The organism is Micromonospora globbae (assembly GCF_003610785.1).
Lineage (GTDB): Bacteria > Actinomycetota > Actinomycetes > Mycobacteriales > Micromonosporaceae > Micromonospora > Micromonospora globbae.
In genome coordinates, this window is the sequence record NZ_RAQQ01000003.1 from 39,273 (window position 1) to 63,346 (window position 24,074).

Below are 24,074 nucleotides of genomic sequence, written 5' to 3' on the forward strand. Positions count from 1 at the left end.
CCGGGACGGCCCGGTGGCGCTCGTGAGCCGCCTCACCGACGGCCGTGCCCCGCGGGTCGGCGCGGCGGCGCCGGCCGGGCGGGCGCTCGCGGCGTGCGGGGAAGGGCGCGGTGCGGCGTAGGTGACGACGACACGGAGGCGGCGGCGCGGCTCAGGAGCGGGGGATCCGCCAGAGCCAGACGTCGTCCACCCGCTCGGGCCGCCCGAGCAGCGCGGTGGCCGTGCGGAGCACCGCGTCCTCGTCGACGTCGAACTTCGCGCCGTGCACCCGGTCGGGGAGCACCACCGCCTCGACCCGCCAGTACGCCAGGTCGGCCCGAACCTCCCGCAGCGTCCCGTCGGTGACGATCGGCACCATGCCGGTCCGGGCGGCCTGGTCCATCAGCGCGTTGAAGGGCCGCGGCACGGGCCCGATCCGGCCCCGGCCGTCGGGCCCGCCCGGGCCGAGGAAGAAGCCGGCCGGGATGCGGAACTCCCCCTGCCGGTGGGCGAGGGCGTACGCCTGCCAGCGCTGGCCGTCGGGGTAGACGTCCACGGCCACCGGCACCGGGGTGAGCACGCCGCCCGGGGAGACGTACTCCTTCCAGGTGCCGGCGGTGATGAACCGGGGGATCGGCTCGCGCTCGCTGGTCAGCAGCGGCGTCGGCACCAGCGGCAGCAGCGCGACCACGAAGCCGAGCGCCCAGGCCGCCTCGCTGAAGCGGTGCCGGGGCGGTGCGGTCCGTAGCTGGTCGATCGTGTACGCGAGCAGCAGCCCGATCACCGGCGCCACCACGAGCGCAAGCCGGGCGGGCAACGCGGCGTTCACCACCGGAAGCTGCCCGAGCAGGTCGAACGGCATCGGCACGTCGGTGCGGTCCCCATCGACCTTGGCGACCGGCCCCCACGACAGCACGCTGAACACGACCGCGAGGACGCCCAGCGCCCAGAGGGTGGCCCGGCGGCCCGGGTCGGCGCGACGCCAGAGCGCCACGAAGCAGACCACGGTGAGCAGCAGCAGCGGCGCGCCGAAGAACGAGTTCTCCTCCGTGGGGTTGGGCGCCAGCGAGGTGCCCAGGCCCGCCTCGCCGGCCAGGGACCGGCGCGGGTACGAGACGAACGCGGCGATGTCCTCCGAGTGGATCACCGGATCGAAACCGGTGCCGTGGAAGCGTTGCGGACCGGCGAAGTGCAGCCACAGCGGGTACGCGAGCAGCGCACCCGCCACCACGGCGGCCACTCCGAGCCCGCGCAGGAAGGTCGGCAGCGCCGCGCGCGCCTCGGCGCGGCGGGCCGGGTGCAGCGACCAGACGACGACGAAGACGCCCAGCGCCAGCGCGGTGAAGAACAGCCCCTCGGCGGCGATGGAGAACGCGACCGCCACGAGCACGCCGAAGATCGTCCCGTCGCGCAGCCAGTGGCCGGGCCGGCGCAGCGCGAACAACCGCCAGATCAGCAGCGGCACCAGCCAGCCGGCGGTCCAGTTCAGGTGCGCGTTGGCGTGCGAGACCATGCCGGGGGAGTAGGCGATGAACAGGCCGCCGACGCCGGCGGCCAGGCGGCTGCGGACGTACTGCCGGGACAGCAGCAGGTACCAGGCGACCGCCGTGGCGGCCAGGTTCAGGGTGAGGATCACCAGGAACGTCACCGGCGGCCCGACCAGGTAGGTGAGCGGCGCGAAGACCACCGCGTAGACGGTGACCGAGGTGTTGACCGCGAGGTTCACGCCGTCGGGGACGTTGATGAGGTGCGTGAAGAACGGGTTCTCGCCGTGGGTCAGCGCGTGCCCGCCGAACGCCAGCAACCACTCGAAGAGGGCCTGGTCGCTGGAGTTGACCGTGACGGCGCGGACGTTGGGGTCCCGCCACAGGCCGCTGGTCACCCAGACGGCGAGGACGAGCGCGGCCAGGACCACGATCAGGTCGGCGCGGCGGCCTCGGGCGGTGCGTGGCGGGGACGCGGGTGCGGGCCCGGTGGCCACGGACGGGGAGGTCGGCACGCAGCGGACGTTACCAATCGGACCTGGAAGTACCGGTCATACGTGCAAGGAGGGGCTCCTTCTTGTCGCTCTCGGTGGGGTAGAGGCCCGTGCCGCCCGGGGCGAGCACTCCTCACGTCCGGCGTACACAACGGCGCTCACGAATGTGTGACCGCGACCCATGTCACATCGATGTCATGGCGTCGTAACGTCGCGGCAATTCGCACGTGACCCAGTTCACATTTCGTTCCCGGAGGCCGCCGTGCGCCGCTCCGCACCCCTGCTCACCCGGCTGACCGCGGTGGTCGCCGGGTTCGTCCTCGCCGTGGCCGGCGCGGTCACCCTCGCCGCACCCGCCCAGGCCGCCAGCCTCACCCAGGTGACGAGCTTCGGCTCGAACCCCGGCAACCTCGCCATGTACGCGTACCGGCCGGACAACCTCCCGGCCAACCCACCCGCCGTCGTGCTGCTGCACGGCTGCACCCAGAACGCCAACGCCTACTTCACCAACTCCGGCTGGCGAAAGTACGCCGACCAGTGGAAGTTCGCGCTCATCGTGGCGGAGCAGAAGTCCGCCAACAACGCCACCAGCTGCTTCAACTGGTTCGAGCCGGGGGACACCGCCCGCGGCCAGGGCGAGGCGCTGTCGATCAAGCAGATGGTCGACCACGCCACGGCGAACTTCGGCGTCGACGCGGGTCGGGTCTTCGTGAGCGGCCTGTCGGCCGGCGCCGCCATGAGCGCCGTCATGCTCGCCGCCTACCCCGACGTCTTCGCGGCCGGGTCGATCGTGGCCGGCATCCCGTACCGCTGCGCCACCAGCATGGTCAACGCGTTCGGCTGCATGAACCCGGGCACCGACAAGAGCCCGGCGGCGTGGGGCGACCTGGTCCGCGGCGCGTACCCCGGCTACGGCGGACCGCGGCCGCGGGTGGCCATCTGGCACGGCACCTCGGACACGACGGTGGCCCCGCTCAACGGCGCCGAGTCACGCGACCAGTGGACGAACGTCCGCGGCGTGTCGCAGACGCCGACCAGCACCACGTCCCTGCCCGGCGGCACGAGCCTGGAGGTGTACGGCAACGACGACGTACGCCTCTACCGCGTCTCCGGGATGGGCCACGGCACCCCGGTCGACCCGGGCAGCGGCGCCGACCAGTGCGGCACCGCCGGGGCGTACTTCCTCGACACCATCTGTTCGGCGTACCGGGACGCGCTCTTCTTCGGCCTGGACGGCGGCGGAGGAGACCCCACGACCCCGCCGCCCACCACGACCCCGCCGCCGGCGCCGACCTGCGTGACCGCGAGCAACTACGCGCACGTCACCGCGGGGAGGGCGTACCAGTCCGGGGGCTACGCGTACGCGAACGGCTCCGGCCAGCGGATGGGCCTCTACAACACCTTCTACACGAGCACGCTGAAGCAGACCGGCCCCAACTACTGGGTGATCGGCTGCTGACCCCCGCGCCCGCCCGCCCGCGCCGCCGGCCCCGCCCCGCCTGCCCCGGTCGATCATGAGGTTGTCGTCCCGACACGCCGTGACCGGTGACGACAACCTCATGATCACCGGGGCTGGACCCGGGGACGGGCGGGGTCAGGTGGTCAGGGCGGCGTGGAGGGCGGACGGCAGGTCGGGGTGGCGGTACTGGAAGCCGGCGCGGGTCAGGACGCCGGGGAGCACCCGGGAGCTGGACAGGGCCTCGACGGCGAAGCCGCCCAGCGCGACCTTCAGCGCCACCGCCGGGACCCGCAGGAACGCGGGCCGGTGCAGCTGCCGCGCCAGCTCCCGGGTGAACTCCGCGTTGGTGACCGGGGCCGGGCCGACCACGTTGACCGGCCCGGCCACGTCGTCGCGTGCCAGCACGAACGCCACGGCGTCGAGGAAGTCGGCCATCGACAGGCACGGCCACCACTGCCGGCCGCTGCCCAGCCGGCCGGAGACGCCCAGCCGCATCGGCAGCAGTTGCGGCTTGAGCATCCCTCCGTCGCGGTCCAGCGGCAGCCCGGTGCGCAGCCGCGCCACGCGGACGCCGGCATCCTCGGCCGGCCGGGTGGCCGCCTCCCACACCCGGGCCACGTCGGCGAGGAATCCCTCGCCGGCCGGCGCGTCCTCCTCCACGGCCCGGTCGCCGGTGTCGCCGTACCAGCCGACGGCCGACGCGTTGATCAGCACCGCGGGCCGGTCCTCCGCCGGCAGCCCCGCGATGGTGATGGCCACCGTCGTCGTGGTGTCGACCCGACTGGTCCGGATGATCCGCCGGTACTCGTCGGTCCACCGCCGGTCGCCGACGCCCGCGCCCGCCAGGTTGACCACGGCGTCGGCCTCGGCCACCAGCGCCGGGTCGAGCTGCGCGGCGGACGGGTTCCACTGCCGCTCGTCGGGTGCGCGCGGCGGGCGGCGGACCAGCCGCGTCACCTGGTGGCCGTCGGCGACGAACCGGTCGACCAGCCGGGTGCCGAGGAAGCCGGACGCGCCGGCCATGAGGATCCGCATGCTCACATCTTCCGGTACGGACGGGGTGCCGCACGCGTCGAGTCCGGATGGCCGCCCGATGCGGCAGCCGCCGCACCGGGCCGGCGCGGGCTCACGCCGCTGGTGCGGGCCGCACGTCGGACAGCAGGCGCTCCACCTCGGCGACGGCGTCGGCGCCCAGCGGGCCGAGCGCGAGGGTGGCGGCGTTCTCCCGCACCTGCGCGACCGTCCGGGCACCGGGGATCGGCACCGTCCGGGGGCTGCGGGCCAGCAGCCAGCCCAGCGCGCCCTGGGCGAGGGTACGACCGTCGGAGGTCAGCGCCGCCCGGATCCGCTCGACGCGGGCGGCCCACTCGGGGGTCGGCCGGCCGTCGGTGAACCAGACCAGCCACTCCGGCGCCATCCCGCGGACGTCGTCGCGGCCGACCGCCCGCTTCGAGCCGGTGAGCAGGCCCATCGCCAGCGGTCCCCGGTTGAGGCTGGCCAGGTCGTACGCGTCGCAGACCGCCAGCATCGCCGCGTTGTCCAGCAGCACCGACTGGTCGTGCTGGATAGCGGTGCAGTGCGTCCCGGCCTTCGCGAACGCCTCGGCCGAGTCGGGGTGGTCGGTGCTCCACCCGTACGCCCGGATCTTGCCCTGGGTGACCAGGCCCTCGAGCGTGTCGACCAGGTCGAGCGCGGCGGTCGCCGGAAGGTCGTTGATGTGCAGCTGGTACAGGTCGACGTGGTCGGTGCCGAGCCGCCGCAGCGACTCCTCCAGGCTCTGCACGGCGTACGCGGGGCTCGGGTCGGTGCCGGTCCACCGGCGGGTCGCCTCGTCGGCGCGGTTGCCGAACTTCGTGGCGATGACCGCCCGGTCCCGGCGGCCGGCGAGTGCCCGGCCGAGGATCCGCTCGCTGTGCCCGGCGCCGTAGTTGCTGGCCGTGTCGAAGAGCGTCACGCCCGCGTCGAGCGCGGCGTGGATGGTGCGGATCGACTCGTCGTCGTCGACCTCGCCCCAGCCGAACGGCTGCCCGCCGTCGCCCCACAGTGGTCCGCCGATGGCCCAGCAGCCCATGCCGATCGCGCTGACCTCGATGCCGCTGCGGCCCAGTGTCCGTGTCATGCTCATGCGCCCAGCCTTCAACCTGGAGCGCGCTCCAGGTCAAGCCCTAGCATGCGGGCATGTACGCACCCTCGGAGGCCGCCCGCCGCAGCGGCTTCAGCCTCGACACCCTCCGGTACTACGAGAAGATCGGCCTGCTCAGCGGCATCGGCCGCACCTCCAGCGGGCGGCGCGTCTTCACCGACGACGACCTCGGCTGGCTGGAGCTGTTCCGTTGCCTGCGCGACACGGGCATGCCCATCGCGCAGATGTGCCGCTACGCGGAGCTGGCGCGCGAGGGCGACCACACGGCCGCCGAGCGGAAGGCGCTGCTGGAGGAGCACGCCGTCCGGGTGGAGGAGCAGATGAGCCTGCTCCGGCGCCAGTACGACCACCTCCGCGAGAAGATCCGCTACTACGAGGGGCTGGCCGAGTCCTGACCCGCGGGCGTGCCGGACGCCGGCGCGGGTCCGCCGTCCGGCCGCCCCGACTCCGGCTCGACGCCCGGGCGGGAAGGGGTGGCCCAGCCGATGAAGCGGTCGAAGAGCTGCTGCGGGCCGGGAGCGCCGTGCGGGTCGAGCAGGTGCAGGTCGGTGGCCGCGTCGTGCAGCACGCTGCTCAGGTAGAGGCAGAGCGCCACGCGGTTGCCGGCGTACTCGCGGGCCAGGCGCAGCTTCGCGGGCGCGCACGGCCACGGTGCGGCGCAGCCCCGGCACAGCCACAGTGGACGCAGCGGCAGGTGCGATCGGCCCGGGCCGCCGGCCCCGGGGGCGGTCACCGGCGACCGCCGTTGGCGCGCCACGTCCGGGCGTGCCGCGCGAGCCGGTGAAGGGCCGTGCGCCTCGTCCACGAACGGGTGTCGCGCGGCGGGGCGGGCTCGGTGGGGACCGGCGTGCGCCGGTCCGGGCAGGCGGCCCAGCGCAGGCCGCAGGAGCACCAGCGCCGCACGCCGCGCCAGGTGCGCCGATGTCTCGGCGCGAGGGGTACGGGCGGCAGGCCGCGCCGCCGGATCGGCCACATGGACGCCTCCATCTGCTGCCGGTCGTGCCGTCCGCGCCGTCGGGAAGAACGGCGTACGGAACGGTTGCGGACGTGTGGGCGCACCCGACCGGCGACCGGGGAAAGACGCCGGCCGGGTGCGATCTCGGGGGTGACCAGCCCGGGGGTTTGCAGACCTGGGAACCGGTCATCGAGAGCTTTACACACCATGTTGTACAAAGCAAGGACCGGGTCGGCGCTACTTGTCCCGACTAGTTGTTCATGGTCGAATGGCGGCGCAGACCTGGGAGTGTGCATGCCCGCCAAGCCGAAGTGGGCGCAGCTCGCCGACCACATCCGTGCCCGGATCGAGTCAGGCGAGTGGGCGCCCGGAGACAAGTTGCCGTCGACCGCCCAGCTCAAGGAGGAGCACGGCGTGTCGCAGACCGTCGTGCGGCAGGCGATCCTCGTCCTCCAGACGCAGGGGCTGGTCGAGGGTGTGCAGGGCGTCGGGGTCTTCGTGGCGGAGCGCGCCGAGAACTGAGGCTGGCCGGGGCGCGGTGGGCGCCCCGGCGTACGCCCGGTCAGGCGACCGTGTCGGCCGCTCCCGTGCCGGCGGCGGCGGGCCGGGCCTCGATCACGACGGGCCGCGCGCCCAGGCACTGCGGCGCGAAGTGCGCGACCACGTAGTCCCAGGTCGCCTTCGCCTCGCCGTACGTGAAGGTCGGCTCACCCTGCAACCAGAGGTTCAGCAGCGTGCGGGGGATGGCCCAGCCGCGCCACCAGCTGTTGGTCTTCGGCGAGTACATGATGCGGTCGACGCCGTCGGTGTGACAGAGCCCGAAGTAGTGGCCGAGTTCGTGGATCGGCACGTACTTCCAGATGTCGTCGGGCAGGTTGTCGACGAACGTGACGCCGGAGGCGCTCTTGCCGTCCAGGCCGCACCGGCTCTCGTGCAGGTTGCTGGCCAGCCCGCGCAGCGTGTTCGTGTACCGGAACACGCCGACGGCGACCGGGTGGCAGAGGTCGGCGGTGGCCCCGTCCGGGTCGACGCCCTTGTCCCGCCGGCCGAACACGTCGACGAGGAACCGCGTCTGCGCCACCGGGACTCCGGTGTGGACGATGTGGGCCGCCTCGGTGACCTCGCGGTCCTCGGTGTCGAAGTCCAGCATGAGCGCCAGCTCGCGCCCCTTCTCGCGGGCCACCGACAGCTTCGAGTCCCGCACCCCGTCGCGCATGGCCAGCACGACGAACGCCGGTCCCTCCGCCCCTCGGGAGCTGAGGTACGTGTCCAGCTCGTCGGCGGAGATCGGGTTGTCGAACTCCCCGCCGCCGCCCCCGCCCACGACGGTCTCCTTCTTGAGGGTCTTGTAGCGCTTGCGGTTCCAGTAGCCCTCGGGGAACTCGAAGCCGCAGAGCGCCCGCAGGTTGATGGCGCCCTGCTCGTGCAGGATGACGAGGTTGGGCACCCCCGGTTCCCGCGTCGACGGGGTCTGCGAGTCGAGCTTCGTCCGGTACGCGGTCCCGTGCAGGCGCAGCCCGAACGCCCCGTGGTCGAGGCGGATCGCCTCCTTGATCTGGCTCAGGGTGTCGCCGGAGTACTTCGCCTCCAGCAGGCCGCGCACGTAGCGGCGGAGCCGCTCCTTGTTGATCTCCTCGATGATGTAGTCGATCGTGTCGCCGAGCAGCGCGACGCGGGCCAGCCGGATGATCCCCAGCACGCCGCCGATCACGATGCGGAGGAAGCCGTCGAGGATCCGCCGCCAGTCGAGCGTCACGATGCCGACGACCATGTCCCAGAGCGCGGCGGCGATGTCCACGACCGCCTCGACGACCACGCCGACGATCGTGCAGACCGTCCGCGTCACCCACTTGCCGACGATCACGACCACCCACCGGACGACCTTCACGAGGACGGTGACGAACCAGCACACCCATCCCCGCGGGTCGTACCAGGGGTAGTCCTTGCAGCGCTTCTCCTGCCGCTCCTCCCACTCCTCGACGGGCTTGGAGACCTCCTCCTCGATCCATTCGGTGACTTCGGTGCAGACCAGTGCCATGACAACCCCCTTCCGGGGTCAGGCGGCGGTTCGCAGGGCGCGCAGCCGTGCGAGCAGGCGCTGGCGGCTCCACGCCAGGCCGAGGAGCTTGCCGGCGACGGCCGCCGCGAGGCAGGCGAGGGCGGCGGTGGCGAGCGCCGCGACACCGCCCGGTCGGGCCAGGACCGCGCCGGTCACCGCGACGACGAGGGCCGACGCTCCCCAGGCGCAGCCGCAGTCGTTGAACAGGTGGCGGATGGTCCGGGCGGCTCGATCACTCTCGGTGGCATCGAGCCCGGGCATCGTGATGGTGACCCGGTCGAGATGGGGACGCTTCAGCCACGAGACCAGCGCCTCCACCCGATCGAGATCCGCCGGATGAGCGATCTCGATGTTCACGGTGCGTCACCTCTCCACGACACCTTCACTGTGGGTGTGGTGGGGTGCCGCGTCAAGTGACCGTTCGGGCAGGTGACGGCGTGGATGGTGTCGGCGTCACGACAGCGGTGCCGGCGGGCACCGCAGTGGGCCGGCGGGGCAGCGGTGCCGGCGTCATGACAGCGCGGCGACGCGGGGCAGCACCGGGGCGAGGGCGTCGAGGGCTTCGGCGCGGACGACGTAGCGGGTGATGCCCCAGCGGCGACGGTGGCCGTCGACGGCGGCGACGATCTCGTCCTCGGTGCCGATCAGCACGTACGGGGTGGCGAGCAGCTCCTTGATGTCCAGCCCGGTCTGCCCGGCCAGCTCGGCGGCGGCGGCCTCCGCGTCGTCGGTGACCACGACGCGCTGCACGAGCGCCTCCAGCGCCGGCGGCTCGGCGCGACCCTCGGCGCCGGCCGCGACGTGGGCGAGCTGCGCCTCGATGTCCGCGACGCGCCAGCGCACCTCGTGCATGTAGCCGTCGGGCAGCGTACGGCCGAGGCCGGCCAGCCCGACGACGTCGGCGTGCGCGCCGGCCCAGCGCAGCAACGTCGAGTTCGCCGTGCCGACGGTGACCGGGACGCGCCGCTGCACCGGCCGGGGCGTGTCCAGCCGGGCGGCACGGACGACCAGGTCGTCGGTGTCCACCGTGACCTCGTCGCCGTCGAGCAGGGCGCGGACGGCCTCGGTGACGGCCACGGCGCGGCGCACCCGCCCGGCCACGTCCGGCCGCTCCCGACCGACCGCGCGCCACTCGGCGGGGGTGTGCCCCGCGCCGATGCCGAGCCGGGCCCGGCCGCCGGAGACCAGGTCGAGGGTGGCCACGTCCGCCGCCAGCAGCATCGGTTCCCGGATGCCGGCGTTGGCCACGTACGAGCCGAGACCGATGGTGGTCGTCACGGACGCGGCGGCGGCCAGGGCCACGAACGGCGTGGCCACCGCGCCCGGGTGGTCGGCGGCGAGGAGGGCGTCGTAACCGGCGGCCTCGGCGCGCCGCGCCAGCTCGATCCAGCTCGCGGCGTCGGACGGGCTCGCCTGGAGGGAGAAGGTGACCATGACGTCCAGCCTGCCGGCCCGCCGGGGCCGGAGGCCAGCCGGACGCGGCCGATTCTGCTACCGGCAGACCCGCGTGCGGCCCGGGTCACTCGCGGTCGCGTTCGAAGTCCTCGGGATCGTGCCAGGCGGCCCGGAAGGCGACCTCGTGCGCCTCGTGGCTGGTCTTCTCCTTGAACACCGCCTCGCGCAGGGCCCTGCGGGAGTCGGCCATGACCACCACCTCGGCAGCCACCAGGCCGATGCAGATGACGGCGAGCAGGGCGAACGCGGCCAGCGCGGGCAGGAGTGCGGCGACGGGGATCGCCGCGGCCAGGGCGACCACCACGCCCACCCGGGTCCAGGAGAGCGTGCGCAGGGTGCGGGCCTGGAACAGCATGTCGCCGACGAAGTAGACGATCACCCCGCCGTAGAGCAGCGGCACGCCCGGACCGTGGGGCCGCTCGTCGGCCCCGATGTGCGGGTCGCTGATCTGGCGGACGACCTCCTCGGCCCCGAGGGCGAAGATGATGATCCCCGCGATCATCACGAGGTAGAGGTAGGCGTACGCGTCGCGGGCCATCGCCACGCGGGGCCGGCCGAGCGCGGCGTGCTGGGCGATCCGCGCGGCCGGGCCGATCACGTCGAAGTGCGCCCACCACAGCGCCGCGGTGAAGACGACGCCGCAGACGGCGGCGCTGACCGCGCCCCAGGTGACCGGCTGGCCGAGCAGGTTGCCGCCGACGCCGACCGAGATGATCGACTCGCCGAGCGCGATGATCAGGATGAGGTCGTACCGCTCGGTCCAGTGCTCGGCGGAGGCCACCGTCCAGCCCCAGGCGCCGGAGACGAGCCCGCTGCCGTACTGCATGAGGACCACCGCGACCCAGAGCGCGTCGCGGAGCATCGTCGCCGTGCCCTCGTGCTCGACGGAGGGCGGGATGAGCGCGGCGCCGAGCAGCAGCACCGTGCTGATGATCACCTCCGGCGAGTACCTGAGCAGCAGCCGCCGTTCGCCGGGCTTCTCCTTGGCGATGTGCCAGTAGAGCAGCAGGTGCACGGCCCGGATCACCACGTAGCTGATGGCCACCACCATCGGGCCGGCGGCGGCCTGCCGGGGATCGCCGAACGCCTGCGGCAGGGACAGCGCGAAGCAGAACAGGGCGGCCATCCCGATGACCATGAGGACCGGGACGAAACCCTCGCCGAGCCGGACGCGGGTCGCCACCACGCTGTGCACCACCCAGCACCACCAGAGCACGGCGAGCACGAGCAGGCCGTGCAGCAGGCTCCGGCTGCTGATGTCCATGGCCGTGGCGCGGGTGATGATGAAGAACGAGAACACGAAGACCAGGTCGAAGAAGACCTCGAACCGGTCGACCCGGGCTCCCGGCGCGACGGCGACGGCCGGTCCCAGCCGCCCCCGCCACCGCTCGCCACCCACCGGACGAGTCTGCCAGCGCCGCCGGTGGGCACGGGCCGGAATCGGATCAGCTCCCGCGGCGGTACCGGAGGCCGTCCATGAGCAGGTCGAGCAGCCGTCCGGCCTGCTCCCGGCGGGTGGGCTCCCCGGTGGCGAGGGACACGCCGCTCAGGCTCGCCAGCACGTCGGCGGTGGCGACGTCCCCCCGCAGGGTCCCGGCCGCGGCGCCCGCCGACAGGAGCAGGTCGAGCGCGCGGTGCAGCCGGTCGCGGCTCTCGGCGTACGGGTTGGCGCCCGCCTCGATCACGAGCCGCAGCGCGTCGGCCATGCCCCGCTTCGTGGCGAGGTAGTCGATGAAGAGGTCCATCCAGGTCCGCAGCGCCTCGTCGGGTGGCGACGCGGCGAGCAGGTCGGGGGCGGCGTCACAGAGCTTGGCCAGTTCGCTGCGGTAGGCGGCCTCGACGAGCGCCTCCCGGGTGGGGAAGTGCCGGTAGAGGGTGCCGATGCCGACGCCCGCCTCGCGGGCGACGGACTCCAGCGTTACGTGCGGCCCGCCCTGGGAAAACGCCCGCACGGCGGCGTCGAGCAGTCGCTGGCGGTTGCGCTGGGCGTCCGCCCGTCGTGGTCGGGGGGCGTTGTCGCCCATGTCGCCTCCTGATGGTGGCCCGAGGTGTGAGCCGGCCGGTTGGCAAACGGAGGAGCCTCCGGTTAGTGTCGATCGTAACGGAGGATCCTCCGCTTCCCATCGTAGTGGCCGGCCGGCGGGCGCCGGCCGACGCCGACAAGGACGGATCATGACCAGTACACGAGTGAGCACCCCGTTCACGAACGAGACCACGGCACTCGAGGTGGTGCGCGGCGTCGACCTCACCGGCCGCCGGGCCGTCGTCACGGGCGGCGCCTCCGGCATCGGCGTGGAGACCGCCCGGGCGCTCGCCCAGGCCGGCGCCGACGTCACCCTCGCCGTCCGCAACCCGTCCGCCGGTCAGGAGGCGCTCGCCGACATCACGGCCACCACCGGCAACGACCGGATCCTCGTCGCCCCGCTGGACCTGGCCGACCTGGGCTCCGTGGCGGCGTTCGTGGCGAACTGGGACGGCCCGCTGCACATCCTCGTCGACAACGCCGGGATCATGGCCGCGCCGGAGATGCGCACCCCGCAGGGCTGGGAGATGCAGTTCGCCACCAACCACCTCGGGCACTTCGCGCTGGCCACCGGGCTGCACCCGGCACTGTCCGCGGCCGGGGGCGCCCGGATCGTCTCGGTCAGCTCGGCGGCCCACCTGCGCTCGCCGGTCGTCTTCGACGACATCCACTTCGCGCGCCGCGCGTACGACCCGTGGCTGGCGTACGGGCAGTCCAAGACCGCCAACGTGCTCTTCGCCGTCGAGGCGACCCGGCGCTGGGCCGGCGACGGCATCCTCGTCAACGCGCTGCACCCGGGCGCGATCCGGACCAACCTCCAGCGGTACGTGAGCGACGAGGAGCTGGAGCGGATGCGCGCCCAGACGGGCGGCACCGCCGGGGCCGGCTACTGGAAGACCACCGAGCAGGGCGCCGCGACGTCCGTGCTGCTCGCCGCGTCGCCGCTGCTCGACGGCGTCGGTGGGCGCTACTTCGAGGACTGCCAGGAGGCCGGGCCGAACCAGCCGGGCACCCGCACCGGGTACGCGCCGTACGCGATGGACCCGGAGGCCGCCGAGCGGCTCTGGCAGGTGTCGGAGGACATGCTGCGCGCCTGAGCGCGGACGGGCCCCCTCCCGACGCCGCGCCTCGGGAGGGGGCCCTGTCGTTCACCGGCTCAGGCGAGCGACGACACGTAGTCGGGGTTGGCCTTCAGCCACTCCTCGACGGCCTTCTTCTCGTCACCCTTGTGGGTGTTGAACATCAGGTCCTCCAGCGACGCGAGCTGGTCGCCGTCCATCTTGAACGCCTTCAGCATCGAGGTGACCTCGGGGAAGTCCTCGCCGAAGCCCTTCCGGGCGAACGTGTTGATCTGCTCGGCCTGGCCCAGGGTGCCCTTCGGGTCGGCCAGGTCCTTCAGCTCGTACTTCGCGTACGCCCAGTGCGGGTGCCACAGCGTGACCACGATCGGCTTCTTCTCGGCGATCGCGCCGTCCAGAGCCGCCAGCATGGCCGGGGTGGACGAGGTCTTCAGCTTCATGGCGCTGTCGAGGCCGTAGCCGGGGATCACCTGCTCCTGCGTGGCCTTGGTGAGGCCGGCGCCCGGCTCGATGCCGATGATCTCCCCGCCGAAGGTGTCGGCCTTGGCCGCCAGATCCTCCAGGGAGTCGATGCCGTCGACGTACGCCGGCACCGCGATGCTCAGGCTGGCGTCGTCGTACCAGACGCCGAGCTTCTCCAGCTTGTCGCCGTACTTCTCCAGGTAGGAGGCGTGCGTCTGGGGCAGCCAGCCGTCGAGGAACAGGTCGATGTCGCCGCCCGCGAGACCGCCGTAGACCAGACCGGCCTCCAGGTTCTTGAGCTCGACCTGGTAGCCCTTCTCCTCCAGGATGTTCTGCCACAGGTGGGAGGCGGCGATGGCCTCGTCCCAGGCCATGTAGCCGATCGTGATCTTCTTGCCGTCGCCGGACGCGTCATCCGACTCGCTGCAGGCGGCGGCGCCACCCAGGGCCAGGGTCGCGGTCACCGCCACGGCGAGGACGCGCTTCAGCGTGGAAAACAACCTATTTGTCCTTCCTGTAGAGAGTCGCCGGCGTCCCACGTGTCCGAAGGATCCGCGACGCCGGCGCGGAGGGCGACGATCAGGCGGCCTGCCGCGCGAGGCGCTGCGCCCGCGCGGACGGGAACCGCTCGCCCACGGAATCGGTCAGCCGGTCGAGCACCACGGCGAGGACCACGACGGCGATGCCGCCCTCGAAGCCGCTGCCCACCTCGACCTGGGACAACGCGAACATGATCACGTCGCCGAGGCCGCCGGCGCCGACCATGCCGGCGATGACGACCATGGACAGCGCCAGCATGATGACCTGGTTGACCCCGGTCATGATGGTCGGCAGGGCCAGCGGCAGCTTGGTCCGGAGCAGCACCATCCACGGAGGCGCCCCGAACGACTCGGCGGCCTGCACGATCTCCTTGTCGACCTGGCGGAGGCCCAGCTCGGTGAGGCGTACGCCGGGCGGCATGCTGAACACCAGCGTGGCGAGCACACCGGGCACGGTGCCGATGCCGAAGAAGAAGATCGCCGGGATCAGGTAGACGAACGCCGGCATGGTCTGCATGAGGTCCAGCACCGGCCGGGCCACGGCGGAGGCCCGCCGGTTCTCCGCGATGAAGACGCCCAACGGGATCGCCAGCACCAGGGCGAGCGCGCTGGCCACGAGCACCTGGGCCAGGGTGCTCATGGTCTCCTCCCAGTACGGCATGCCGGCCACCAGGCCGAGGCCGACCGCGGTGCCCAGGCCGAACTTCCAGCCGCGCAGCCACCAGCCGAGCCCCGCCAGGACCAGGACGACCACGACCGCCGGCACGCCGGTGAGCAGGTCGTCGAGCGGGCGGACCAGGGCGTCGACCACGGCGGCGATCGCGTCGAAGGCGGGGCCGAGGGTGCCGGTGGCCCAGTCGACGGCGGACTCGGTCCAGGTGCCCAGCGGCACCCGGGGCAGCCAACCGTCGAGCGGCGACTCGTGCTGGCTCATGCCGGATCTCCCTTCGCGCCGACGAGGTCGACCTCGGCCGGGCCGTCCAGCGCGGGCACCTCGTGCGGTGTGGTGCTGGCCAGGGCGCTGAGCAGGGTGATCCGTGGGATCACACCGGCCAGCCGGCCCTTCGCGTCCAGCACGGCCACGGGGTGCTGGCTCTCGGCGCAGTCGGCGAACAGATCGGCGACGGCCGTGTCCTCGGTGACCGTCCGGACCCGCTCGGTCGAGACGTACCCGTCGAGGCTCTGCCGGCCCTCGCGCAGCGCGCGCAGCACCTCGTCCTCGGTGACCGTGCCGAGGAACTGCTTCCGCGGACCGGTCACGTAGACCACCGAGGTCTGGTTCTCCCGCAGCGCGCGGGCCGCCACCCGGGGACCGACGTTGACGTCCAGCGTGGTCTGCGCCTTCTCCATGACCGAGGAGGCGGTGAGGATCCGGGTGCGGTCGACGTCCGCGACGAACTGCGCCACGTAGTCGTTGGCGGGGTCGGTGAGGATCTCCTCGGCCGTGCCGATCTGGACGATCCGCCCGTCCCGCATCACGGCGATCCGGTCGCCGAGCCGCATGGCCTCGTTGAGGTCGTGGGTGATGAAGACGATCGTCTTGCCCAGCTCGGCCTGGAGCTCCAGGAGCTGGTCCTGGACCTCGCGGCGGATGAGCGGGTCCAGCGCGGAGAACGCCTCGTCCATCAGCAGGATGTCCGTGCCGGCCGCGAGCGCGCGGGCCAGCCCGACCCGCTGCCGCATGCCGCCGGAGAGGTTGTGCGGCAGCTTGTCCGCCCAGTCCGCCAGGCCCACCATGCGCAGCGCGTCCATGGCCCGCTCGCGCCGCTCGGCCTTCGGCAGGCCGGCGACCTCCAACGCGTACCCGGCGTTCTCCAGCACCGTCCGGTGCGGCATCAGCGCGAAGTGCTGGAAGACCATGCTGATCTTCTCCCGGCGCAGCTTGCGCAGCGCGGCGGGGCGGAGCGTGGTCAGTTCCACCCCGTCGACCCGCACGCTGCCCTGGGTCGGGCGGAGCAGGCCGTTGAGCATCCGGATGAGGGTGGACTTGCCGGAACCGGAGAGGCCCATCACGACGAAGATCTCGCCGGGGCGTACCTCGAAGTTCGCGTCGATGACGGCGGCCGTGGCCGGGAGCCCGGCGAGCGCCTCGTCCCGGGGGGCGCCGTCCGCGAGGCGCCTCATCGCCTCGTCCGTCCGGCTGCCGAACACCTTGTAGAGCGACTTCACTGCGAGTGCGGGCACGATCCCCTCTCCGACGGAAACCGGTGGCGGATCACGCCATCGATGACCATCTTCGCGTCTCGTCCGTCGATATCAACACCGATCACATTCGGTGGGCCATCCCGGCCTGGGCGGAAAACCTACCGGCGTCATCGCCGTAAATCCAGCCGGTCCCGCGCGGATTGTGGAACTGACCACAAAAAATGGGCGATCCCAATTGTCGAATTCGGTCACGGTACGCAGGACGTACGTACTGTCCGTGGTCGTGGCGCGGGTGGTTGGGTCCTTCCTGCACCGTTTGTCCCCGCGACACGGGACGCGGAGGCGCGTGATCAGCCGCGGACGCCCGTCCCCGAATATGAAGGCGTTGATAGAGAACTGTCATGCGTTCGTCATATTCGGCACGGGCCCCGCGGCGCACTCGGCCGACGCATTCCGGTTACCGGTTTCGGCGTCGCCGAGGCGCGGTGCCGGCCGCGCAGAAGTGCCGGGTGTCCACCGGGGACGCCGACAGAACAGTGCCGCGGCGCGGGTCGGCGCGCGACCCGGCGGGCCGACCGGATCGGTGCCGGCGGCGCGGCAACCATCGACCACCCCGGATGCCCTTCATGCCGACAGCACCGAGCGGGATCTTCCGGCGGGCCGCGTCGGGCGTTGGGTCGACTCGTCCGGCCGGCGGGCCCGGGGGACCGGTCTCGTCGCCGTACGCCTGCGGCCGGCGCCGCGTGGCGCCGGCGGTGCCAGGGCGCCCGTCACCGGCCGACGCGGGCGGTGACCGTCATGTCGGCGCGCGGGTCGTGCGGGCGGGTCGTGCGGCCAGCTACCGCCGCTCGGGCGGCTGCCGCCGCTCCGGCCGCCCGGCGGGGACGACGGCCTGGACCCGGCGCGTCGGCGCCCGACCCGGACGGCCCGGACACGCGAAAGGGGCGCCCCGGTTGCCCGGGGCGCCCCTGTGGGCCGCGTCAGCGACTCAGAGACCCAGCTCCGCCTCGAAGTTGCCGGCCTCCAACCGCTCCTTGATCGCCGTCAGGAAGCGGGCGGCGTCGGCGCCGTCGATCAGGCGGTGGTCGTACGAGAGGGCCAGGTAGATCATCGACCGGACGGCGATGACCTCGCCCAGCTCCGGGTCGTTGACCACGACCGGGCGCTTCACGACGGCACCGGTGCCGAGCATCGCCGACTGCGGCGACGGCACGATCGGGGTGTCGAAGAGCGCGCCCCGGCTGCCGGTGTTCGTGAGCGTGAACGTGGCGCCCGCGATCTCGTCCGGCGTGATCTTGTTGGCCCGGGTCCGCTCCGCCAGGTCGGCGACGCGCTTCGCGATGCCGCCCAGGTTCAGGTCACCGGCGTTGTGGATGACCGGCACGAGCAGGCCGCGCTCGGTGTCCACGGCGATGCCGAGGTGCTCCGCCTCCGGGTAGGTGATCGTCCCCGCCTCGAGGTCCATCCGGGCGTTGACGATCGGGTAGCGCTGCAACGCCTCGATCGCCGCCAGGGCGAAGAACGGCAGGAAGGACAGCTTCACGCCGTGCCGGGCGAGGAACGAGTCCTTCGCCTGGGCCCGCAGCTTCGCGATCTTGGTGACGTCCACCTCGATGACGGTGGTGAGCTGCGCCATCTCGTGCAGCGACTGGTGCATCCGCTTGGCGATGGCCGCGCGGATCCGGGGCAGCTTCTCGGTCGTGCCCCGCTTCGCGCTCGGCTGCGGCTTGGCGGCCGGCTGGGCCGGCGCCGCGGCGGCCGGCTGGGGTGCGGCCGGAGCCGGGGCGGCCTTGGCGGCCCGGGCCCGCTCCGCGGCGTCCAGCACGTCCTGCTTGCGGATCCGCCCGCCGACGCCGGTGCCGTTGACCGTGGACAGGTCCACGCCGTGCTCGCTGGCGAGCTTGCGCACCAGCGGGGTCACGTAGCCGGGAGCCTCCCCGCCGCCCTGGGCGGGAGCGGCCGGAGCCTGCGGGGCCGGGGCCGGCGGCACCGCACGCTGCTCGGCCTGCGCCGGCTGCGCGGCGGTCTCCGCCTCGGCCGCCGGCTCGTTGTACGACAGGCCGGGCGTCGCGGCGGGAGCCGGCTTCGCCTCCGGCTGCGGGGCCGGCTTCGCCTCGGGCTGCGGCGCGGGAGCCGGCGTCGCCTCGGGCGCGGGGGCCGGGGCGGGCTTCGCCTCGGCCGGGGCGGCGCCCGCGGCGCCGATGACGGCCAGTTCGGCGCCGACCTCGGCGGTCTCGTCCTCGGCCACCTTGATCTCCAGCACGGTGCCGGCGACCGGGGACGGGATCTCGGTGTCCACCTTGTCGGTGGAGACCTCCAGCAGGGGCTCGTCCACCTCGACGGTGTCACCGACCTGCTTCAACCAGCGGGTGACCGTACCCTCGGTGACGCTCTCGCCGAGGGCCGGCATGGTGACCGGCGTGCCCCCGCCCGACGGCGCGGCCTGCGGGGCCGGGGCGGCCTGCGGGGCCGGCTCGGGCTCGGGCGCCGTGCCCTCGGCGGCGGCCGTCGGCTGCGGGGCGGGAGCGGCCTGCTCGGCCGGCGCCTGCTGCTGCGGCGCGGCGCCGCCGGCCTCCTCACCCTCGCCGGAGATGACGGCCAGCTCGCTGCCGACCTCGGCGGTCTCGTCCTCCCCGACCACGATCCGGGTCAGCACGCCCGCCGCCGGCGACGGGATCTCGGTGTCCACCTTGTCGGTGGAGACCTCCAGCAGGGGCTCGTCGACCTCGACGGTGTCGCCCTCCTGCTTGAGCCAGCGGGTGACGGTGCCCTCGGTGACGCTCTCGCCGAGCCGAGGCATGGTGACCGATACCGGCATGTTCTCCAGACTCCTTCATTCCCCTGGTGCGATCTCGCCCGTCTGCCGCCGGACGCCGCGGAATACGTTCGATCAGGCGTGCGCGTGCAGCGGCTTGCCGGCGAGGGCCAGGTGCGCCTCGCCCAGGGCCTCGTTCTGCGTCGGGTGGGCGTGCACGAGCTGCGCCACCTCGGCCGGGTACGCCTCCCAGTTGTAGATGAGCTGCGCCTCACCGATCAGCTCACCGACCCGGGCACCCACCATGTGGACGCCGACCACGGGGCCGTCCTCGACCCGCACCAGCTTCACGAAGCCGGTCGTCTTGAGGATCTGGCTCTTGCCGTTGCCGCCCAGGTTGTAGTTGTAGGTCTTGACCTTGTCGGCGCCGTACTGCTCCTTGGCCTTCGCCTCCGTGAGGCCGACCGACGCGAGCTGCGGCTCGCAGTAGGTCACCCGCGGGATGCCGGCCTCGTCGATGACGGCCGGGTTCTGGCCGGCGATCTCCTCGGCCACGAAGATGCCCTGCTGGAAGCCGCGGTGCGCGAGCTGGAGGCCGGGCACGATGTCGCCGACCGCGTAGACGTTCGGCACGCTGGTGCGCAGCCGCTCGTCGGTCAGCACGTAGCCGCGGTCCATCCGCACGCCCTGCTCCTCGTAGCCGAGGTCGGCCGTGTTCGGGCCGCGGCCCACGGCGACCAGCAGCACCTCGGCCTCGACGACCTCGCCGCCGGCGATGGTCACCTTCACACCGTTGTCGGTCTTCTCGACCTTCTCGAACGGCTTGCCGACCTTGAAGTTGATCTTCCGCTTGCGGAAGGCCCGCTCCAGCGCCTTCGAGGACTCCTCGTCCTCCGCGGCGACCAGCCGGGGCAGCGCCTCGATGATCGTCACGTCCACGCCGAAGGACTTCCACACGCTGGCGAACTCGACGCCGATCACGCCGCCGCCGAGCACGATCGCCGAGGACGGCACCCGGTCCAGGAACAGGGCGTGGTCGCTCGTGATGATCCGCTCCCCGTCGACCTCCAGGCCGGGCAGGCTCTTCGCGTACGAGCCGGAGGCCAGCACGATGTTGCGCCCGGTGTAGCGCTTGCCGTCGACCTCGACGGCGTTCGGCGCCACCAGCCGGCCGGCGCCCGCCACGAACGTGATGTTCTTGGCGCTGCCCACCAGGCCCTGCAGGCCCTTGTAGAGGCGGGAGATGACGCCGTCCTTGTACGAGTTGACCGCCGCCATGTCGATGCCGACCAGCTCGGCCTTCACGCCGAACTGCTCCGCCTCGCGGGTCTGGTCGGCGATCTCGGCCGCGTGCAGCAGGGCCTTGGTCGGGATGCAGCCGTTGTGCAGGCAGGTCCCGCCGAGCTTCCCCTTCTCGATCAGGGCGACGGAGAGGTCCAGCTGGGCGGCCCGCAGCGCCGCCGCGTAGCCGCCGCTGCCACCTCCGAGGATGACGATGTCGAAGGTTGCGTCGTTCGGCTCGCTCACGTCCAACTCCCAGGTCGCGTCGCTGCATCGGGGGTCACGGTGGGCCGGCACGGGGCAGAGCCCACCTCGGTCATCTTGTCACCACCGGGCACAGGGCGCGTAGTGAGGTGCCCAACGACACGTCCCCGACACGTAGGCTTGGCACCGTTGTCGATGACGGATTGTGGGGGAGAGGTCCGTGGGGTTGTTCCGGCGCCGCAGGCAGACGCGCGCGGTGAGCCATGATCGGCCGGTCGACCGCGCCGATCTGGAGCATCTTGAGAACTTCGTCCGCACCCGGCGGGGCGTCGAGGCGTACATCGAACCCCGCACCACCGTCACCGAGACCACCGTCATGCTCATCGCCGACGACGGCGAGTGGACCCGCCGGCGGATCGACGGCCCCGACGGCGCGCGCCGCTTCGCCCACCGGATGGCGATTCCCGTCTACGACGTACGCCTCATGGGCTACCCCCAGCGGATGCGCGACTTCAACGAGCGGCGCAAGCGCCGCCCCGAGCTGTACTGAACGAGCCGCCGGCTGCCCTCGGCCCGCCGCTGCCCGCCCCGGATGCGGAAGGGCCCCCAGCGACGCGCGGCGGCGTCGACCGGGGGCCCCTCCTCGCACGGTCAGCCGTTCGCGGCGACGTCCTCGACCAGGTGCACGAGGGTGCGGACCGGCACGCCCGTGCCGCCCTTGCTCCAGTAGCCGGTCGGCTCGCCGGAGTGGTAGCCGGGGCCGGCGATGTCGATGTGCGCCCAGGCCACGTCCTCGGCCACGAACTCGCGCAGGAACACGCCGCCCTGCAGCATGTGCCCGGCCCGGTCCATGCCGGCGTTGACCTGGGAGATGTCGGCGACGTCCGAGTCCATGCCCTTGCGCACGTCGTCCGGCAGCGGCATCGGCCAGGCCGGCTCGTCCACCGCGTCGCCCGCGGCGCGGACCCGCTCGCAGAGCTCCGGCGTGCCCATCACACCGGCGACCCGCTTGCCCAGCGAGATCACCTGGCCGCCGGTGAGCGTGGACGTCTCGAAGAGGTAGTCGCAGCCGTCCTCGCAGGCGCGGGCGATGGCGTCGGCCAGGATCATCCGGCCCTCGGCGTCGGTGTTGAGCACCTCGACCTTCTTGCCGTTGTACATGCTGATGACGTCACCCGGCCGGTACGACGTGCCCGACGGCATGTTCTCGGCCATCGGCAGGTAGCCGGTCACCGCGACGGACGGCTTGAGCGCGGCCACCGCGAGCATGGCGGCGCCCACCGCGGCGGCGCCGGCCATGTCGGACTTCATCTCCCACATGCCCTGCGCCGGCTTGATCGAGATGCCGCCGGTGTCGAAGGTGATGCCCTTGCCGACCAGCGCCACCCGCTTGCCGCTGCCGCCACCCTCGGGGGTGTACGTGAGCTTCACCAGCCGCGGCGGGGCCTCCGAGCCCTGCCCGACGGCGATGATGCCGCCGTAGCCGCCCTCGCGCAGCGCGGCCTCGTCGAGCACCTCCACGCCGAGGCCGGCCGCACGGGCGGCGTTCGCCACCGCTTCGGCGAAGGCCGGCGGGCGCAGCTCGTTCGGCGCGGTGTTGACCCAGTCCCGGCTGGTGAACACGGCACCGGCCACGGCCGTGGCCCGGGCGATCTCGGCCTGCGCGGTGCGCTCGCCGGCGTCCGGCACGGCCACCAGCACCTCGGCCACCGGCTCCCGGCGGTTCGGCTGGGGCCGGGTCTTGTAGCCGGCGAAGCGGTACGCGCCGAGCAGCGCGCCCTCGGCGACCGCGCGCAGCGCGGCCGGGGCGTCGGCGTCGTCCGGCAGCGGCAGGGCCATCGCCACGCGCGACGCGCCGGCGAGGGCGCGGACGGCCGAACCGGCGGCCCGCCGCAGCGTCTCCGGCTCCGGGGCGGCGCCGGACGGCTCCGGGCCGAGGCCGACGGCGGCGACCACCGGCGCGGTGATCGTGCCCAGGGTGGCCAGCTTGATCACCTCGCCCGGCCCGCCGGTCGCGCCGAGCAGCGCCAGCGTCTCGGTGAGCTTCCCGTCGAAGGCCGCGGCGATGCTCTCCGCGCCGCTGGCGAGCAGCAGGCTGCCGGCGAGGCCGCTCGTGGCGTCCTGCTCTCCGGTCTGGCTGTGCACGCCGATCACGATGGCGTCGACGGCGAGCTCCGCGGGGTCGGTGTCGACCAGGCTGAGTGTGGTGCGGGGCGATGTCACTGAAGCTACTCCGGGCGGGCCGGGCCGGCCGCGACGACGCGTACCGGCGGTGAAGGTCTCCGGCGGCAACCTACCCGCCGGACGTGTGGGCTGTCCCGCCGACGGCACCGGCGGGTCCCGCCGATGCTAACCAGCGGCCGTGGTCCCGGTAAGTTGCCACCCATGACCGACGTGACCACCGACGTCGCCGAGACCCGGCTGCGTCGTTCCCCGCTGCACGAGCGGCACACCGCCGCGGGCGCCAAGTTCGCCCCCTTCGGGGGCTGGGAGATGCCGCTGGAGTACGCCGGCGGCGGCGTGCTCCGGGAACACACGGCGGTGCGTACCGCGGTGGGCGTCTTCGACGTCTCGCACCTGGGGAAGGCCCGGGTCACCGGCCCCGGTGCGGCGGACTTCGTCAACGCCTGCCTCACCAACGACCTGGGCCGCATCGGCCCCGGCCGGGCGCAGTACACCCTCTGCTGCGACGACGCGAGCGGCGGTGTGGTGGACGACATCATCGTCTACCTGCACGCCGACGACCACGTCTTCCTGATCCCCAACGCGGCCAACACCGCCGAGGTGGTCCGGCGGCTGCGCGCGGCCGCGCCGCCCTCGGTCACGGTCACCGACGAGCACGAGGCGTACGCGGTGCTCGCCGTGCAGGGTCCGCGCTCGGCCGAGCTGCTCGCCTCGCTGGGGCTGCCGACCGACCACGGGTACATGAGCTTCTCGACCGCCACACTGGACGCCGCCGGCGTCCCGGTCGAGCTGACCGTCTGCCGGACCGGCTACACGGGCGAGCTGGGCTACGAGCTGGTCGTGTCGGCCGAGCACGCCACCGCCGTCTGGGACGCGCTGTTCGCCGCCGACGCCGCGTACGAGCTGCGGCCCTGCGGCCTGGCGGCGCGCGACACGCTGCGCACCGAGATGGGGTACCCGCTGCACGGGCAGGACCTGTCCCTGGACATCACGCCGGTGCAGGCCCGCTCGGGCTGGGCCGTCGGCTGGGACAAGCCGGCGTTCTGGGGCCGGGACGCGCTGCGCGCGGAGAAGGCGGCGGGCCCCCGGCGTACGCTGCGCGGCCTGGAGGCCGTCGACCGGGCGATCCCGCGTCCCGGCATGACCGTGTACGCGGGCGGATCGACCGTCGGGACGGTCACGAGCGGCACCTTCTCGCCGACGCTGAAGAAGGGCATCGCGCTCGCGCTGCTGGACACCGCCGCGAACCTCGCCGACGGCGACCTGGTCGAGGTCGACGTCCGGGGCCGCCGCGCCCAGATGCGCGTGACCCGCCCCCCGTTCGTCCAGCCCAGCGTGAAGTAACCCCGCCCGGATCGCAGTTGATCATGAGGT

At 73.1% G+C, this 24,074-nt stretch carries 20 protein-coding genes and 1 pseudogene; 6 read left to right on the top strand and 15 right to left on the bottom strand.

Annotation, left to right across the window (positions count from 1 at the left end; all coding sequences use genetic code 11):
* Window positions 1-151 precede the first annotated feature (151 nt).
* Window positions 152-1,978 carry a DUF6311 domain-containing protein gene (locus tag D7I43_RS04605; protein ID WP_120327132.1) on the bottom strand — a complete coding sequence of 609 codons (1,827 nt, stop codon included), beginning with the start codon at window positions 1,976-1,978 and terminating at the stop codon, window positions 152-154.
* Window positions 1,979-2,219: 241 nt separating this feature from the next.
* On the opposite strand from D7I43_RS04605, the gene D7I43_RS04610 reads away from it, so the two are divergent.
* Window positions 2,220-3,416, top strand: a complete 1,197-nt coding sequence (locus D7I43_RS04610; protein ID WP_120327133.1) for an extracellular catalytic domain type 1 short-chain-length polyhydroxyalkanoate depolymerase — start codon at window positions 2,220-2,222, stop codon at window positions 3,414-3,416.
* Window positions 3,417-3,551: 135 nt separating this feature from the next.
* Here D7I43_RS04610 and D7I43_RS04615 read toward each other — a convergent pair whose 3' ends face one another.
* A complete protein-coding gene (locus D7I43_RS04615; protein ID WP_120327134.1) occupies window positions 3,552-4,451 on the bottom strand; it encodes a TIGR01777 family oxidoreductase in 900 nt (299 codons plus the stop codon).
* 91 nt (window positions 4,452-4,542) lie between these two features.
* Window positions 4,543-5,541 carry an aldo/keto reductase gene (locus D7I43_RS04620; RefSeq protein WP_120327135.1) on the bottom strand — a complete coding sequence of 333 codons (999 nt, stop codon included), beginning with the start codon at window positions 5,539-5,541 and terminating at the stop codon, window positions 4,543-4,545.
* Window positions 5,542-5,594: 53 nt separating this feature from the next.
* Between D7I43_RS04620 and D7I43_RS04625 the strand changes: the two genes are divergently transcribed.
* Window positions 5,595-5,954, top strand: a complete 360-nt coding sequence (locus D7I43_RS04625; protein ID WP_120327136.1) for a MerR family transcriptional regulator — start codon at window positions 5,595-5,597, stop codon at window positions 5,952-5,954.
* Here the strand turns inward: D7I43_RS04625 and D7I43_RS04630 are convergent.
* A complete protein-coding gene (locus D7I43_RS04630; RefSeq protein WP_338041990.1) occupies window positions 5,930-6,292 on the bottom strand; it encodes a hypothetical protein in 363 nt (120 codons plus the stop codon). The genes D7I43_RS04625 and D7I43_RS04630 overlap by 25 nt on opposite strands.
* 510 nt (window positions 6,293-6,802) lie before the next feature.
* On the opposite strand from D7I43_RS04630, the gene D7I43_RS04635 reads away from it, so the two are divergent.
* Window positions 6,803-7,036, top strand: a complete 234-nt coding sequence (locus D7I43_RS04635) for a GntR family transcriptional regulator (RefSeq protein WP_240032798.1) — start codon at window positions 6,803-6,805, stop codon at window positions 7,034-7,036.
* A gap of 40 nt (window positions 7,037-7,076) precedes the next feature.
* Here D7I43_RS04635 and D7I43_RS04640 read toward each other — a convergent pair whose 3' ends face one another.
* From D7I43_RS04640 to D7I43_RS04660, 5 genes are all read right to left on the bottom strand, one after another.
* A complete protein-coding gene (locus D7I43_RS04640; RefSeq protein WP_120327138.1) occupies window positions 7,077-8,552 on the bottom strand; it encodes a hypothetical protein in 1,476 nt (491 codons plus the stop codon).
* Window positions 8,553-8,570: 18 nt separating this feature from the next.
* Complete coding sequence (locus tag D7I43_RS04645) at window positions 8,571-8,930, bottom strand: hypothetical protein (RefSeq protein ID WP_120327139.1); 360 nt, start codon at window positions 8,928-8,930, stop codon at window positions 8,571-8,573.
* 153 nt (window positions 8,931-9,083) lie between these two features.
* Window positions 9,084-10,007, bottom strand: a complete 924-nt coding sequence (locus D7I43_RS04650; protein WP_120327140.1) for an LLM class flavin-dependent oxidoreductase — start codon at window positions 10,005-10,007, stop codon at window positions 9,084-9,086.
* Between the two features lie 85 nt (window positions 10,008-10,092).
* Window positions 10,093-11,427 carry a low temperature requirement protein A gene (locus tag D7I43_RS04655; protein WP_120327141.1) on the bottom strand — a complete coding sequence of 445 codons (1,335 nt, stop codon included), beginning with the start codon at window positions 11,425-11,427 and terminating at the stop codon, window positions 10,093-10,095.
* A 46-nt stretch (window positions 11,428-11,473) separates the two neighbouring features.
* Window positions 11,474-12,052: a TetR/AcrR family transcriptional regulator gene (locus D7I43_RS04660; protein WP_120327142.1), complete on the bottom strand. Its 579-nt coding sequence runs from the start codon at window positions 12,050-12,052 to the stop codon at window positions 11,474-11,476.
* Between the two features lie 145 nt (window positions 12,053-12,197).
* On the opposite strand from D7I43_RS04660, the gene D7I43_RS04665 reads away from it, so the two are divergent.
* The gene (locus D7I43_RS04665) at window positions 12,198-13,148 is read left to right on the top strand and encodes an SDR family NAD(P)-dependent oxidoreductase (protein WP_120327404.1); all 951 of its coding nucleotides are present in this window, start codon (window positions 12,198-12,200) and stop codon (window positions 13,146-13,148) included.
* 59 nt (window positions 13,149-13,207) lie between these two features.
* On the opposite strand, the gene D7I43_RS04670 is transcribed toward D7I43_RS04665, so the two are convergent.
* The 5 genes and pseudogenes from D7I43_RS04670 to lpdA all read right to left on the bottom strand — a co-directional run bounded on the left by D7I43_RS04670 (window position 13,208) and on the right by lpdA (window position 20,558).
* The gene (locus D7I43_RS04670) at window positions 13,208-14,092 is read right to left on the bottom strand and encodes a glycine betaine ABC transporter substrate-binding protein (protein WP_120327143.1); all 885 of its coding nucleotides are present in this window, start codon (window positions 14,090-14,092) and stop codon (window positions 13,208-13,210) included.
* Between the two features lie 79 nt (window positions 14,093-14,171).
* Window positions 14,172-15,065 carry an ABC transporter permease gene (locus D7I43_RS04675; protein ID WP_120327144.1) on the bottom strand — a complete coding sequence of 298 codons (894 nt, stop codon included), beginning with the start codon at window positions 15,063-15,065 and terminating at the stop codon, window positions 14,172-14,174.
* Between the two features lie 74 nt (window positions 15,066-15,139).
* Window positions 15,140-16,315, bottom strand: a pseudogene (locus tag D7I43_RS04680) (quaternary amine ABC transporter ATP-binding protein); the annotation flags it as partial.
* Between the two features lie 949 nt (window positions 16,316-17,264).
* Window positions 17,265-19,094 (bottom strand): 2-oxoglutarate dehydrogenase, E2 component, dihydrolipoamide succinyltransferase, encoded by a 1,830-nt coding sequence (sucB, locus tag D7I43_RS04685; protein ID WP_120327145.1) that lies wholly within the window; start codon window positions 19,092-19,094, stop codon window positions 17,265-17,267.
* A gap of 72 nt (window positions 19,095-19,166) precedes the next feature.
* On the bottom strand, window positions 19,167-20,558 hold the full coding sequence (gene lpdA / locus D7I43_RS04690; RefSeq protein ID WP_120327406.1) for a dihydrolipoyl dehydrogenase: 1,392 nt from the start codon (window positions 20,556-20,558) through the stop codon (window positions 19,167-19,169).
* Between the two features lie 178 nt (window positions 20,559-20,736).
* On the opposite strand from lpdA, the gene D7I43_RS04695 reads away from it, so the two are divergent.
* Entirely contained in the window at window positions 20,737-21,066 is a 330-nt protein-coding gene (locus D7I43_RS04695) for a hypothetical protein (RefSeq protein ID WP_120327146.1), read from the top strand.
* Between the two features lie 101 nt (window positions 21,067-21,167).
* On the opposite strand, the gene D7I43_RS04700 is transcribed toward D7I43_RS04695, so the two are convergent.
* Window positions 21,168-22,739, bottom strand: a complete 1,572-nt coding sequence (locus D7I43_RS04700; protein WP_120327147.1) for a leucyl aminopeptidase — start codon at window positions 22,737-22,739, stop codon at window positions 21,168-21,170.
* Between the two features lie 162 nt (window positions 22,740-22,901).
* On the opposite strand from D7I43_RS04700, the gene gcvT reads away from it, so the two are divergent.
* The gene (gene gcvT, locus D7I43_RS04705; RefSeq protein ID WP_120327148.1) at window positions 22,902-24,044 is read left to right on the top strand and encodes a glycine cleavage system aminomethyltransferase GcvT; all 1,143 of its coding nucleotides are present in this window, start codon (window positions 22,902-22,904) and stop codon (window positions 24,042-24,044) included.
* Window positions 24,045-24,074 lie beyond the last annotated feature (30 nt).